Origin of the sequence: Streptococcus oralis subsp. tigurinus, from assembly GCF_002356415.1 — a bacterium.
GTDB classification, from domain to species: domain Bacteria; phylum Bacillota; class Bacilli; order Lactobacillales; family Streptococcaceae; genus Streptococcus; species Streptococcus oralis_F.
Map to the genome: position 1 here is coordinate 718,967 of NZ_AP018338.1, position 14,493 is coordinate 733,459.

The window sequence follows — 14,493 nt, forward strand, 5'->3', positions numbered from 1 at the left end:
TTTACACCTCTTTTCGCACAGGTGGTCTGGTATCAAAGGCATGGAGCAGTTCTTCAAATACAGGGTGGAACTGTATCACACCGACACGACCATATAAATCACTGATAAGGCATTGCCCGTTTTCCAAATCACGCAATCGCTTCTGATTGTTTTCGTCCTCTGGGTCTACACCAAAAAAGGCTAAGGTCTTTTTAATCTCGTTAAGGTCAGTGGAACGAAATGCAAATTTTAAGCCGAGGTTATTTTTCAGTTTTTCATCTAAGAGGTCGTCTGTATTTTGGGTCACGAAATATACCCCAGCGTTCATAGCACGACCAGCCCGAACCAGCTTCATAGATAGTGTTTTTCCTTGTGCTACCTGTAAAAAGCTCCATGCTTCGTCTAAATCTACAATCTTGAAAATGCTTCGGTCTGTATGGATAAAGTCTAAAGCAAAGGTACTAATGACAATCAGCATAGCAACGGATAAAAGCTCCATAGTGGTATATTCCTCAAAGGAAGTTTCCTTGTCGGGAAGTACCAAGTCCGCAACCTGTATAATGTTCAGTTGTTTTTCTAAGCTGATAGACTGCTCCACATAACCATTACTGAATAATAAATGTGCAAAGTCATAGTCTGTAAAACTTTCGATATGGTCGGCTATACTGGTACTTAGTGGCGTATTCTCAACCCGTAATTCCTCAATCACTTTCATCAACCCTCGTACTTCACTATTGGTTACTGCACGAATGGCTTTTCTAAGGATTGGGAAGCGTTCCCCATCACGAGAGGAAATCCCCGTAAGGAATGTCAGAATATCAATAGCCAGTGATTCAGAATCTTTGGGATTTTTCATAATCACATAAGGGTCAAGTAAGCCTTTGTTTTTCTCATCAGAAGTCAGAGTGACGATATTGATTTCATGGGAAATCTCTGGCAAGGTTTCTTTCCATCTGCCACGTTCTGCTTTTGGGTCTACAATCACTGCTTGTGCCCCATAAAGCACCGCATAATAGACGATAAGGTTATTCGCAAAGGATTTACCACCACCCAGCGAACCAACAAAAGCCGACGCTAACGCATTGGTTACTGAACCCTTAACCCCTTGACTGGCAAGAGCAGGTTTCAGATAGACATTGCGTCCAGTATCTAAGCTGTAGCCAACATAAATCCCCTCATTTTCCCCCAGCATTTGAGTAGCACCAAAACCTAAACCAGCGAGGAAATCAGAGGTCACGTATTGAATATAATCATTCATATAACGCTTTCTGGCAGGTAAAAATTCTTCATGTAAGCCGAGCATATCCCCAAATGGTCGTACCAGTTTTACGCTTAAATCGTCATAAAAATCTTTCACTTCATTACAACGACGTTTGAGTTCGTCAAGATCATTTGCTGATACCCTTACCACATAAGACAGCTTGTACATAGATTCCTTGCTTTGGTCTAAATTGGTTTCCAGCTCATTCACACTTTCCAGAGCTTCCGCCACATTGGAGCTGGTTTCATTATCACTTTGCCAAGCGTGGTTATCCAAGTCTTTCAGTTCTTTCTTTTTATTGCGGACAGTAGATAGGGCTTTACGATTCGCTACAATTTCCACATTCATTGACGTATCAATCGGGAATGTAAATTGCTGTTGCTGGTAGTAGAAGATTTCAGAGGACGGGAAGTCCAGTTCTCCGACAATGCTGTTAATGGTAAAGTAAGCTACATAGACGGTTTCATCTTCCTGCTGGATTTTCAAATATCGCTGTTTTTCTTCCACCAAACAGCGAGTAGGCTTAATCAAGTCATAGTATTTAATCAGCGTTTCATTATCCAGCTTTTTCTTTGATAGATGGTACTCATACTCTTCATAGGCAGTGCCTGTCTGTCCGTAAAGGTGTTCAATCAGATAGCCGAAGTCGTCCTTATCTAACCTGCGGATTTTGAAACGACGAGAGATTTTATTTTCTAAGAGCTTTTCCATCTTCTGAAAACGCAGGATTTCATCATTACTCATACTAACAAAATCGTCCATCAGCTTATGGTTCACATCATAGACAAAATCAGACAAAGCATTTTTTGCTTCAACGGTAAGACTTTTCATAGAAAACTCCTGATCGTTGAGAAGCAACTTAAAGCCGATAAAGAAACGGTAGTTCACTTGATTTTCGCCAATCATGGATATTAAAGCGTCTGTCTGTTGGTCGATTTTGTCATAGGCAACCGCTTTGAGCTTGCCAGTGACTTCATTTTTGGAACGCTCTTGTGCAGAACGTATGCTGGATTCTGTACTGATTTGTAAAGCATGAATTTTGCCATCACGATTTTGTGTGATAAGCTGTCTGAAAGAATCATGCACTTGTATTTTCTGTTCTGGACTTAGAAATGAGTAATTGTAAGGAACAAGCTCATAGTAAGCATAACATTCCCCGTCTTTATTCCAGACGAGATTGTTTTCAATGTATTTAATTGGATATGCCATAAAATTCACTCCTAACTGCTGTAATGGCTTCTTGTGGCTGGTTTCTGCCAAGCGTTACTTTTTTTCCTGCATAGGTCAGCTTTGGTCGCAGTGCATAAGCAATGACAGACTTCAAAAATCCATAAGGCTTTTTACCATCAAAAGTTTTTGTAGACATAAACCATGTGAAAGCCACAGGAATCCCAAAGTATTTGAGAAATGCTCCCTCTATCATGGAAAGAGGGGGCAAGTTGCCAAGTATCATCACTGCAAAGAGTGACACGACAAACCATGTCATTTGCGTAAAGGTTATGGGAAACGGAAGTCTAAAATCATTGATAGAATACAGTACCTTTTCCACAGACCAGATACTGGTATAGCTTCGTATTTTCTTCATGTAATCAATCCTTTCATAAAAAATAGGGGTAGCTGATTGAGCCACCCCGTAAAATAGAAAATCTGCCAGTAGTAATGTACCGACAGATTTAATAGACGATTTCAAAAATCCCATGATTGGTTGAGATAAACGTTCCTGAAAGGTCTAAATCCCGACCATAGGCTTGATAATCAATATAGTTTTGAAGACTAGCTGGTACTTCGCCTAAAGCACCCGTTTCTTCAATGTAGTAGCGTGCCACGTCATACATATCATCACAATCGGAATGAATGATAATATCCTCTTGATGTTCGCTTAGTTCTTCAATGCTTGAAAAATGAGTGAGCAGAGCAGATAGCTCCGATTGTAATTCTTCGGGTAATTCCGATACCATTTCCCATAGTCGATTGAGTTCGCCAATGGAAGTGTATTCGTCAACCGTAAAGGGTAACTCGTAGTCATGAATGGCGTATTCCTCATATTCATCATTCAAGCCGATTTTCTCTTTGACTTCCTCAAAGTCAATGGGAAAGGTAAACCACGCACCGACCAATTCGCCCTCATTGTATTTGCCTAAATTCGCAATATAGACTTGCATATCGTCCATATATTCACGTCCTTTCTTTGTAGAGATTCAAAAATCCCTACCGCACTTCGTTTGGTGTACCATTCCTTTGCGGAACATAAGAAAACCACTTATATTCCACAAAAGAACGGTTTTATTTAAGCACCAATAATGCGATTGAATAGCTCTAGTAAAATGTCTTTTACTCCAGCAGCGTTGAAGACTAAGCCAACCGCAATAATCGCAATAATTAAAAAGCCAATCAGTTTGCTAAACTCACGCTTGAAGCCAAGATACAAGCCAATCACAACGATTGCTAAAAGCACCAGTGATTGAGCGTTTGATAGAAACCAGTTATAAAGGTTTTGTCCAAAATTCATAAAAATGTTCTCCTCTCTATATTCAATGAATTTGTATTTGAGTTATTTTTTTGTTGTTATCACGTCCTGTTCTTTTACTGACTGTTGCTTCAAAATCTGCTTGTGTCGGTCTGTCAGTTTCGCATGGTCGAGAATGTCTTTTACAACCTGCGTCTGGTTGATTTCATCAAGTTTAATCGCAACCTTTAAGGTCGGGGCAACTTGATGAGATAGCCAGTTCAGCGTCCTTTGGAAGGAGTAAGGCTCTGGTTTTGTGGTTAGTTTTAATCGTTCACGATTGTTCCCAATAAACCAAGCCCATTCTTCATTCAGTTTCCAATCAGAACGAGGTTTGGAATCGTCTTTATCTACAAAACGGATATACCGATTGATAATTTTAAAGGCGGTATGCTCTGGATTGTCATAGACGAGTAAATCACGGACTGCATAATAGCACGCTCATTTTTCAATCGAATCTCAAAACGGTTTTTTACTTCTGCGTCTTCAATGGGAATATCATTTTTCTTGTACTGCTCGTAGTCCTTTTCATAGATACAGAAATAAACTTCACTTTGTAATGAACCGATATAGAGGGTGTTTCCCATACATTCCTTTTCCTCTTTGCGTACCAGTTCGCCACTGCGATAGCTTTTAAAACTGCGGAAGACGGAGATACATTCTTCCTGTTGGCACTTTTCAGTGAGTACAGGGATATTTAAAATCCCTGTCTTATCGTTAATGGCAAGGTCAAGGCGTTTCATCACACCGCCAGCCACCAAAACGTCCATAAAGAACTCATACCAGCTTCTTTGTTGTGCCAGAAGATAGCTTTCAAATTGTCTGCACCCACGACCTTTCAATTCCACCAGAACTCCTTTGTCCAGTTCATGGGAGCAAAGGACGAATATGTCGCCTAAAGCATAATGCTCTGAATAAGAATAGAAACCATAGTCCTCATGAAGAAAATAGGACAGTTTCAGTTGTAAGATGTTTTCGACCACCTGCTGTACGTCTGTTGTCGGAAAGCGAATTCTTACATAATCAAACAGCATTTCAAGGGGAGCGTCGGGATTGAAGCGTTCCAGAGCTTCCCAAAGGGACTGCTGTAAATCCTCTGATGGCTTGACTTTTCCTGTTTCAATATCGCTTAGATACTGCCTTGTAATACCAGTCGCAACAGCTAAACGGTTTTGAGATAGTCCATAAGCCAAGCGTTTTTCTTTTAAATGCTGTAACCAAGTTTGTTCATTCAGTAAAAATCCCTCCAATCAAAAAGGCGTATGTCAACTTTTAAAGCCCATTTGACATACGCTGAAATTTTGTAAATCCCTTGTAACCAAAGGATTTTCTAATGTTTTTTTGACTGTTTCCTGTCGATTTGTACCCCCCTGTTAGATACGGGGGGTTAAGTGCTGGCGTGGCTATTGCCACACCAGCCAGCAAGATCAGTCCACACCTGCGACTTCCGCTTCGCACGTCGCCTGCGTGGACTGTCTGCTGTTGGATAACTTTTTAATTTCCTCCAAGAAATCATATCCTTTTGGTACAAGGGGAGTATAAAACTCTGATATGACACTTGTTCCTACATCAACATAGCCACGACCTTTGATTCGCTTTAAGAAGAAATCCTTTTGTACGTCACTGCCAAACATCATGCCATAGCCCATTTCAGACATACGACCTAAAGCCACTCTGAAATTAAACTGATCACGGATTCCGTCGCCTAAATATTTTGCGTCTGGACGTTGACAAGCCAGTATTAGAAAGAAGCCAGCTTGACGACCTAACATGACAATCTGTTTCAGCTTATTCATAACTGCGGTGTTTTCTTTTGTTCCCAGCATTTCCATGAAAGCGACGTATTCATCAAAGATTAAGAAGTGTGCCGGGAGACCTAAGTAAGCATAATTTTTGCCAGTCTTATAGTTCTTCATCTGCTTCATTTCCTCACTACGTTTCATCATTTCTTCATAGAATGTTTCAATGCAAGAAAGCAAGTCTTCTTTTCTATAGTAGACATTTGCCATCACAGAACCTAAGTCCGCAAGATCAGCATTTTTCGGGTCAAGAATATACAGTTTTGAATCTGTATGAAGCAAGGCTTCAATCAGTGTCAGTATAAAGTAAGTTTTACCGCCACCTGTACCACCAGCAATCAACATATGAGGGAGCTTATCATATTCCCACCATACGTTTTTCATTAAGCGAAGTTTACCATCTTTAGCTTCTACTTCATCAATAGAAATACGACTGGCTATGGTGTCATAGAGCAAAGTATATTCCACATAGGAATCCTTTAACTCTTTATCCGTCAGCTCACAGTACAAGCCACTCTCTAATTTCTTTTCCAAGTGTAAGAGTTGGTCTTGATATTTTCCCAGCGTGATTTCCACCCGTATCTGTATCAAGCCATTTTTAAGTCGATAATACATTTTAGGGAAGTAGGTTATCTTTTCCTTTGTACGACCAGCACTATCTTTAAAGAAACCCTCTGTTTTGACCTGTTCAGATTCATACCACTTGTTTTCAAGTATCATCTTTGCCAGTTTTTGACGGTGGTAAAGTTGTTTAACCGTATCATAGCGAACCCGTTTGAATACAAACGCTACCAGCAAGCAGATAAGAATTGCGACACTGAAACTGATAATTAAATAGGGAATGTCAATCTTATCTGCTTGTGATAGGTTAAAATCCTGCCAGTTGATCTGCTGGATTGTCTTCACATGAAACAGTCCGACAACCAGCAGGAAAACAGGCAGGAGTGACGCTATCGTAAAATGAAAGACTAAATCTTTACCAGATGGGCGAATCCTTTTACCACGCTGTTTCATGCGAAAAAGTCTCCTTTCTACCTAGCGACTATTTGTCTTGTGTCGGTTCTTTCTTTGCTTGTGGTTGAGCTTTGAATGAACTAGAATCCTTTGTCAGCACAATATCGTCTGCCTTGATATACCAGTCAACATCTGCTCCTTGATAGGTGGCAGTAGCAACGGTGTCCGCAATGGGATTGATAAGTTCCACCCGTGCGTTATAATCAAACTCTTTCAAAGGCACGCTGGCAGGAATACTTACTTGAATCATGCGTCCTTGTCCTTTGGATTTTAAGTCATAGGTACGTTCCTTGATTTCATCTGAAACCGACCCGTCTTCATTTTGGATTCTCACTTCACGACGTAGAGCAGAGAATTTCAATTCTCCAAAAGTCGTGTCTTTATCTAATACAATGCCATTTGCTAATCTCATCATTTTTCCTCTCTTTCTTTATTCTTTTATCATGTCGTCAGCATGTAAAAGGTAATTTGTAAAACCACGAGTGCCGATTTTGTAGCCCTCTGCGGTAATACGTGGATTGACTAACTTCACACGTTCCTCAAAGCCGAAATGTTTTTCGCCAGCTTCAGCAGGAAGCACCACCACAATATCATCTGCTCTTTGAACATCAGAATAGAGATTATAGCTTCTTGATAAGACAGTTAGCCGTCCGTTGATTCTTCGCTGAACGACTTTATCCTCGCCAGCAAATTCTAAATTGCCGAATGTTTTTTCCATGTTGGGAATCACAAATTTAAGTTCCATATTTTTACCTATCCTTTCTTTTTTATTGGCTGAATGAATGTTTGATGGTCTTAAAGAGTGGGGAACGACCTTTTGATTCTTGATTTTTTGTTTTCATAAGTTCACTTCCTTTCAAAATCGGGTAAAAAAATAGACACCTCATTTTTTGAAGTGTCTACCTATTAAATATTCAAATTTTATTGGAAGTATCTTTATATCTTCACTTTTCAAGGATAAATCGTCGTATCAAAGCTCATTCATAAGTAGTAAATTAGTAGTAAATTGAGTGGTTTTGACCTTGATAAAGTGTGATAAGTCCAGTTTTTATGCGGATAACTAGATTTTTATGCTATTTTTTCTGGTAAAAATTAGCTTATTTTAGGGAAATGAAATGCTAACGTTATGTAACAATGTTAGTCTTTTATTTCAAAATCTTTGTTTAGTATGAATTTAGCTCTACAGGAAAATAAAAAATGTGATAAAAATTTCAACTACTCTTATCTATAATAAAGCTACCTGTTCTTTGAAAATTGAATTCACTCCGTCTTGATTAGCGTGCCTGTGTAAGTAGGGACTGAGAGTATTTCCCTGTGAAGGGCAACTGGCACAAGACGTGTGTGAGAATTTTCTAACAGACACGGAGTTTATCGTTACCAGACTTAAACGATGCGACAAACTAGATAAAGGAGTTAATCATGAAGGTAGTAAACTTGTATGATTTGAAACAAATGGGAAATAAAGGTGGTTGTACCATCCAATTGATTCATCACTTTCCTTTTGGTATGGGCTTAGGACATCTCAAAAAAGACTACATTGAATTTAAACGTGTTGGTATCTTTGATGGAAAAGCAGTAGAAGTTACTCTTCGAGAACCTTATTCGAGAGATCTACTGCAGGTTGTCAAGTCGATTAAGCAACGTCAGAAATTGATAGCTTATCGTTATAAAGAAGGAAAGCTGCTATTTGTGAAGAAGGAGGCCTCAGATGTCCTCTGAACAACAGGAACGAATGGCAGTTCAATATGCAGAGCGTAGTCTTTTATTTACTGTAAGAAGTCTCTTAAAGATTCTAGAATGGTCTAGACGTCAGGCTTTAGCACAGGATTCCGCCTATAAGATAGGGGTGCAGAAATTAGAAGAATTGCTACAATCTCCTTATTCGATTGACACGATTAATCTGAAAAAAGATTTTTTAGACAAACCAATTGATATAGAGAAATTTAAAGCTTTTTTAGAAAAAGAAGAGATTCCTTTAGCCATCGCTTGGCAAGGGGATTCTCTACATTTCTATACGAAAGACCGTTCGATTCTAGACAATCATTTAGACCATCTGCTAGAAAAAATGGTTAATGATCCGGAGAAATTAGCTGATTTTACTATGGATAAGTCATTAGACGATGCAATTGATGAGGCGAAATCCCAAATTACCTTTAGACAAGAAGGGGCCGTCAAACAGAAAGAGATGGTGAGATGATGTACAGTGGAAAGAAATTCCTACTATTCTCACTGTTAGGCATCTTACTAGGCTATCTTTTTCATCGTTTGACGCTTTTGTATGATTCCTATACTGGAAATAGCTTAAATAAATGGACTCATCTTCTGATGGAGGGTCAAGATGAAGTTCTTCAGTCGCCATGGAATATTTCTTTTACTGGAAAATCAAGTGCTTTTTTTCTACTAGGCTTTGTGATGATGCTGCTGGTTTATCTCTATTTAGAGACTGGAAAAAAACAATACCGAGAAGGGGTAGAATACGGGAGCGCCCGTTTTGGAACTCTAAAAGAAAAGAAGCTCTTTTACGGTAAGGAATTTTCTCATGATACGATCTTAGCACAAGATGTTCGTCTGACATTATTAGATAAAAAACCAGCCCAATATGATAGGAATAAGAATATTGCGGTGATTGGAGGTTCAGGAAGTGGGAAGACATTTCGCTTTGTGAAACCCAATCTGATTCAGATGAATAGTTCTAATATTGTAGTTGATCCTAAAGATCACTTGGCCGAAAAAACAGGCAAACTCTTTTTAGAACATGGCTACCAAGTAAAGGTGTTAGATTTAGTCAATATGAAGAACTCAGATGGCTTCAATCCTTTTCGCTATATAGAGACAGAAAATGATTTGAATCGCATGCTGACGGTTTATTTTAATAACACCAAAGGTTCTGGCTCCCGTAGTGATCCATTTTGGGATGAAGCTTCTATGACTCTGGTTCGAGCTTTAGCCTCCTACTTGGTTGATTTCTATAATCCACCCAAAACAAGAGAACAGCTCATAGAAGAAAGTCGTTTAAGTCAAAAGGAATACCAAAACTTGTTGAAACGTCAAAAAAAAGAAGTGGAAGAGCGAAAAAAACGAGGGCGTTATCCAAGTTTTGCTGAGATATCAAAACTCATTAAACACTTATCCAAAGGTGAGAATCAAGAAAAAAGTGTCTTAGAAATTCTATTTGAAAATTATGCTAAAAAGTATGGGACTGAAAATTTTACCATGCGAAATTGGGCAGATTTCCAAAATTATAAGGATAAGACTCTGGATTCTGTCATAGCTGTAACCACCGCTAAATTTGCCCTCTTCAATATTCAAAGTGTCATGGATTTGACCAAAAGAGATACCCTTGATATGAAGACATGGGGCAAGGAAAAATCAATGGTTTACTTAGTTATCCCAGATAACGATAGTACCTTTCGCTTTCTTTCAGCCCTCTTTTTTTCAACAGTATTTCAAACTCTAACAAGACAAGCAGATATTGATTTTAAGGGGCAATTACCTCTTCATGTGAGAGTCTACTTAGATGAATTCGCAAATATCGGAGAAATCCCAGATTTTGCTGAACAAACCTCAACAGTCCGTTCTCGGAATATGAGTCTCGTTCCTATTCTGCAAAATATTGCTCAACTTCAAGGACTCTATAAAGAAAAAGAAGCTTGGAAAACTATTCTTGGGAACTGTGATAGCTTAGTCTACTTAGGTGGTAATGATGAAGATACTTTTAAATTTATGAGTGGGTTACTCGGTAAACAAACCATTGATGTTCGAAATACTAGTCGTTCCTTTGGCCAAACAGGTTCAGGATCCCTTTCTCATCAAAAGATTGCTCGTGATTTAATGACACCTGATGAAGTCGGAAATATGAAACGGCATGAATGCTTAGTTCGAATTGCCAATATGCCTGTCTTTAAAAGCAAAAAGTACAATTCAACTAAGCATCCAAACTGGAAGTACCTTGCCAATCAAGAAAACGATGAACGGTGGTGGAACTATCAGATCAATCCTTTGAATCAAAGTCAGGAAAATCATCTTGAAGGCCTTAGAATTCGTGATTTAACTTTTGAATCTAGTTTAAAATAAAAATAGAAAAGAGGAAATAGATGATTACGCATTTTAAAGGTTTTGTTTATGGAGTAGACGCAAGTGCTATGTTTGCACAAGCTATGTCTTTGTTACAGAAGGGATTGATTGCGGTTGGTGCCTTTCTCGTTGTTGTTGGGATTGTCAATCTTGCAACCAACATTAAAGACGGTGGACCAGGTGTTCGAAATGCCATTCTTGAAATTGTCGGTGGTGTTATGGTCGGGGCTGCTGGAGCCTTTGTAACTCAAATTTCAATTTAGGAGGATAAACAATGACATGAATCTTAGTTTAGTCTCACCCTTTGTTTACCTTGCATCTGAAAAAATATCAGCTGAAAATTTATTTGAAGGATTTAATGTGGATTTACAATCTACGGTAGATCTGATTAAATCCCTATCTAGCTACAATCCAACAGTTTGGACTTATATGTCTAGTATTACTAAAAGTGTCATGCAGCCCCTTGGAGTTGCGATTTTATCAGTTGTTCTCATCTTAGAATTTTCGAAGATGGCAAAGAAAATTGCTAACTCAGGAGGAGCGATGACCTTTGAAGCATTAGCACCGATGTTGATTAGTTATATTATGGTCGCAGTTGTAATTACCAACACTACCGTTATTGTAGAAGCTATCATCGGGATTGCGAGTCACGCCATTGAACAAGTGGCCTCGATTGTGGCTCACGGTGGGTCAAAGTATGATACCATCTCTGGATTAAAAGGTTCAGGCTTTATTGGCCGGATGATTGTGGGCTTTTTCGCCCTCCTCATTTGGCTTGTTCGGATAGTAAGTGCAGCCATGGTTAATCTTTTGGTATCTATTCGATTTATTCAACTCTACCTTATGATCCCATTTGCCCCTCTTACGATTCCAACATTTTTAAGTGATGAATGGAAGTCTATTGGTATTGGCTATTTAAAAAATATTATGGTCTATGCGGTACAAGGGGTTCTTATTTTTCTGATTGTTTCTCTTGTTCCTTTGTTTGAATCTGCTGGGAAAATAGCTGTTTCAAATGGTGCAGGAGTCCTGCAATCTCTTGCGATTATGTTTGGTAGTTTAATACAAGCTATCTTACTGATTATTGCCCTCGTTGGTTCTCAACGTACGGCTCGCTCAATCTTAGGTATGTAATTAGATAAAGGCTAGGAAGTGGTTGCTTCTTAGCCTTTTTAGAAAGGAAAGTCATGAATACACGTGTCTTTAAAGACATCTCAAAATACCAACACAGGGCTTGGTTAGGTTTCACCACAAGACAAATCATCTTTGTTTTACCAGCCTTTATTGTCACAATTATTGTTTTGGGCTTGAATCTCTTTTTCTGGCAATTTGGAGATTGGTTTGTTTACGGTTTTGTGTTTGCTTTTACCATCCCCCTCTTGCTTTTTGGAGTCTATAAACCCAATGATTTATATTTTGAACATTATTTGAAATACCGTCTTCATTTTGAACTAACGGTTCCCCTACGCACAATTACAGGAAAGAAAGGACTTGAACATGAAAAGAAAATTAAATACATTAAAGAAACAAAAAACTTCAACGACTAATAAAAAGGAAGAAGTTAAAGATAAAAAAGAGGAAGTGTTACCATCAACGGCTAATACTCTTTCCTATCAAGCCTTGTATCAAAATGGTCTGATGCAGGTGAAAGAAGATTATTTCTCACAAAGCTATTTACTTGGTGATGTCAATTACCAGACCGTTGGTTTAGAAGATAAGGGCGCAATCATTGAGAAGTATTCTGATTTGATTAACTCTTTAGATGACCAAACCAACTTCCAATTGACCATCTTTAATAAAAGATTGAATTTAGAAAAGTTTAGACAAAGTGTTTTGTATGAGGAAAAAGAAGATGGGTACGATAGCTATCGTAAAGAATTGAATCGGATGATGAATCAAAATTTAGATAGTGGTGAAAATAACTTTTCGGCTGTGAAACTGATTAGTTTTGGTAGAAAGGATTCTAATCCCAAACAAGCCTATCGTTCCTTGTCTCAAATAGGCGAATATTTCAAGAGTGGTTTCTCAGAAATTGATGCTCGATTTGGATCCTTGACTGGAGAAGAACGGGTGAACTTGTTGGCAGATATGCTTAGAGGAGAACACCATCTTCCTTTTTCTTATCGTGATTTAACGAGATCTGGCCAGACAACTCGTCACTTCATAGCACCTAATCTCTTGGATTTTAAAAACAAGAATTACCTACAAATCAATGACCGCTTATTACAGATTGTCTATGTGAGAGACTACGGTATGGAATTAGGGGATCAGTTTATCCGAGACCTCATGCAAGGAGATCTGGAATTGATTGTAAGCCTTCATGCTCAAAGTTCGACCAAGGCAGATGCCATGAAGAAACTACGAACAAAGAAAACCTTAATGGAATCCCAAAAGATTGGGGAACAACAAAAACTAGCTCGTACAGGTATCTATTTGGAAAAAGTAGGTCATGTATTAGAAAGCAATATCGATGAAGCTGAGGAACTCTTAAAAACCATGACCGAGACAGGAGATAAACTATTTCAAACGGTCTTCTTGATTGGGGTCTTTGGTCAGGATGAAGAAGAACTCAAACAAGCCCTAGACACTATCCAACAAGTGGCCGGCTCAAATGACCTAATGATTGATAAACTTCCATATATGCAAGAAGCAGCCTTTAATAGCTTGCTGCCATTTGGTTGTGATTTTTTAGAGGGCGTATCACGGAGTTTATTAACATCTAATGTAGCAGTGAACTCACCTTGGACTTCAGTAGATTTACAAGACCGTAGTGGGAAATATTACGGTATCAATCAAATATCAAGTAATATTATTACCATTGATCGCAGCCTATTAAATACACCGTCTGGTTTGATTTTAGGAACATCTGGAGCTGGGAAAGGGATGGCAACCAAGCATGAAATTATCACGACTAAAATCAAGGAATCTGGTGAAAATACTGAAATTATCATCGTGGATCCAGAAGCAGAATACAGTGTCATTGGACGGGCTTTTGGGGGAGAAATGATTGATATTGCGCCCGATTCCCAGACTTATCTCAATGTACTTGACTTGTCTGAGGAAAATATGGATGAGGATCCTGTAAAGGTAAAATCAGAATTTCTTTTATCCTTTATCGGTAAGTTATTGGATAGAAAAATGGACGGAAGAGAAAAATCGATTATCGACCGAGTCACCAGACTCACCTATCAGTCATTTAAAGAGCCTTCTTTGGAAGAATGGGTCTTTGTCTTGAGCCAACAACCAGAAGAAGAAGCGCAGAATTTGGCACTTGATATGGAACTGTATGTCGAAGGTTCTCTTGATATTTTTTCTCATAAGACCAATATTCAGACAGGATCTAATTTCTTAATCTATAATGTTAAAAAGTTAGGAGATGAGCTGAAACAAATTGCTCTTATGGTTGTTTTTGATCAGATATGGAATCGTGTCGTTCGGAATCAAAAATTAGGGAAGAAGACCTGGATTTATTTTGATGAAATGCAGCTTCTCTTATTAGATAAATATGCCAGTGATTTCTTCTTTAAATTGTGGAGTCGTGTCAGAAAATATGGAGCTAGTCCGACTGGGATAACCCAAAATGTCGAAACCTTATTGTTAGATCCAAATGGTAGACGGATTATTGCAAATAGTGAATTTATGATTCTCCTCAAGCAAGCAAAAAATGACCGAGAAGAACTGGTTCAACTCTTAGGCTTGTCAAAAGAACTCGAAAAATACCTTGTCAATCCAGAAAAAGGGGCAGGACTGATAAAAGCTGGTTCAGTTGTCGTACCCTTTAAAAATAAGATTCCTCAAGGTACTCAATTGTTTGATATCATGAGTACAGATCCTGATAAAATGGCTTCTAATTAAGGGGA

15 protein-coding genes and 1 pseudogene are annotated in these 14,493 nt (G+C 38.6%); 7 read left to right on the forward strand and 9 right to left on the reverse strand.

The genetic code is table 11. From position 1 onward, the window contains the following. Position 1: 1 nt before the first annotated feature. The 9 genes and pseudogenes from STO1_RS03655 to STO1_RS03695 all read right to left on the reverse strand — a co-directional run bounded on the left by STO1_RS03655 (position 2) and on the right by STO1_RS03695 (position 7,304). Positions 2-2,449, reverse strand: coding sequence for a conjugal transfer ATPase TcpF (locus STO1_RS03655; protein WP_070527126.1), 2,448 nt, complete (start codon positions 2,447-2,449; stop codon positions 2-4). Beyond that, positions 2,433-2,825 carry a conjugal transfer protein gene (locus STO1_RS03660; protein ID WP_000723888.1) on the reverse strand — a complete coding sequence of 131 codons (393 nt, stop codon included), beginning with the start codon at positions 2,823-2,825 and terminating at the stop codon, positions 2,433-2,435. Before STO1_RS03660 ends, STO1_RS03655 begins: the two co-directional genes overlap by 17 nt. An 88-nt stretch (positions 2,826-2,913) precedes the next feature. Continuing rightward, entirely contained in the window at positions 2,914-3,411 is a 498-nt protein-coding gene (locus tag STO1_RS03665) for an antirestriction protein ArdA (RefSeq protein WP_000342539.1), read from the reverse strand. Positions 3,412-3,527: 116 nt separating this feature from the next. After that, the gene (locus STO1_RS03670; RefSeq protein ID WP_001009056.1) at positions 3,528-3,749 is read right to left on the reverse strand and encodes a hypothetical protein; all 222 of its coding nucleotides are present in this window, start codon (positions 3,747-3,749) and stop codon (positions 3,528-3,530) included. Between the two features lie 42 nt (positions 3,750-3,791). Next, positions 3,792-4,996 (reverse strand): annotated as a pseudogene (gene mobT, locus STO1_RS03675) (MobT family relaxase). A 22-nt stretch (positions 4,997-5,018) separates the two neighbouring features. Continuing rightward, on the reverse strand, positions 5,019-5,171 hold the full coding sequence (locus tag STO1_RS03680; protein WP_000879507.1) for a hypothetical protein: 153 nt from the start codon (positions 5,169-5,171) through the stop codon (positions 5,019-5,021). Between the two features lie 2 nt (positions 5,172-5,173). Next, on the reverse strand, positions 5,174-6,559 hold the full coding sequence (locus STO1_RS03685) for an FtsK/SpoIIIE domain-containing protein (RefSeq protein WP_000813488.1): 1,386 nt from the start codon (positions 6,557-6,559) through the stop codon (positions 5,174-5,176). Positions 6,560-6,587: 28 nt separating this feature from the next. Continuing rightward, positions 6,588-6,974 carry a YdcP family protein gene (locus tag STO1_RS03690; RefSeq protein WP_000985015.1) on the reverse strand — a complete coding sequence of 129 codons (387 nt, stop codon included), beginning with the start codon at positions 6,972-6,974 and terminating at the stop codon, positions 6,588-6,590. A 15-nt stretch (positions 6,975-6,989) separates the two neighbouring features. After that, positions 6,990-7,304 (reverse strand): YdcP family protein, encoded by a 315-nt coding sequence (locus STO1_RS03695; protein WP_000420682.1) that lies wholly within the window; start codon positions 7,302-7,304, stop codon positions 6,990-6,992. A gap of 674 nt (positions 7,305-7,978) precedes the next feature. Between STO1_RS03695 and STO1_RS03705 the strand changes: the two genes are divergently transcribed. From STO1_RS03705 to STO1_RS03735, 7 genes are read left to right on the forward strand one after another with little or no spacing between them, the layout of a single operon-like run. Continuing rightward, positions 7,979-8,278 (forward strand): hypothetical protein, encoded by a 300-nt coding sequence (locus STO1_RS03705; protein ID WP_000869753.1) that lies wholly within the window; start codon positions 7,979-7,981, stop codon positions 8,276-8,278. Then, positions 8,268-8,756 (forward strand): hypothetical protein, encoded by a 489-nt coding sequence (locus STO1_RS03710; RefSeq protein WP_000093687.1) that lies wholly within the window; start codon positions 8,268-8,270, stop codon positions 8,754-8,756. The genes STO1_RS03705 and STO1_RS03710 overlap by 11 nt, the downstream gene beginning before the upstream one ends. Then, positions 8,756-10,633 carry a VirD4-like conjugal transfer protein, CD1115 family gene (locus STO1_RS03715; protein ID WP_025170820.1) on the forward strand — a complete coding sequence of 626 codons (1,878 nt, stop codon included), beginning with the start codon at positions 8,756-8,758 and terminating at the stop codon, positions 10,631-10,633. The genes STO1_RS03710 and STO1_RS03715 overlap by 1 nt, the downstream gene beginning before the upstream one ends. Before the next feature lie 20 nt (positions 10,634-10,653). Further along, entirely contained in the window at positions 10,654-10,896 is a 243-nt protein-coding gene (locus STO1_RS03720) for a hypothetical protein (protein WP_000627865.1), read from the forward strand. 16 nt (positions 10,897-10,912) lie between these two features. Beyond that, on the forward strand, positions 10,913-11,767 hold the full coding sequence (locus STO1_RS03725) for a VirB6/TrbL-like conjugal transfer protein, CD1112 family (RefSeq protein WP_096421999.1): 855 nt from the start codon (positions 10,913-10,915) through the stop codon (positions 11,765-11,767). Between the two features lie 53 nt (positions 11,768-11,820). Then, positions 11,821-12,180, forward strand: coding sequence for a PrgI family protein (locus STO1_RS03730; protein ID WP_096422001.1), 360 nt, complete (start codon positions 11,821-11,823; stop codon positions 12,178-12,180). Then, positions 12,131-14,488 carry a VirB4-like conjugal transfer ATPase, CD1110 family gene (locus STO1_RS03735; protein ID WP_096422003.1) on the forward strand — a complete coding sequence of 786 codons (2,358 nt, stop codon included), beginning with the start codon at positions 12,131-12,133 and terminating at the stop codon, positions 14,486-14,488. Before STO1_RS03730 ends, STO1_RS03735 begins: the two co-directional genes overlap by 50 nt. Positions 14,489-14,493 lie beyond the last annotated feature (5 nt).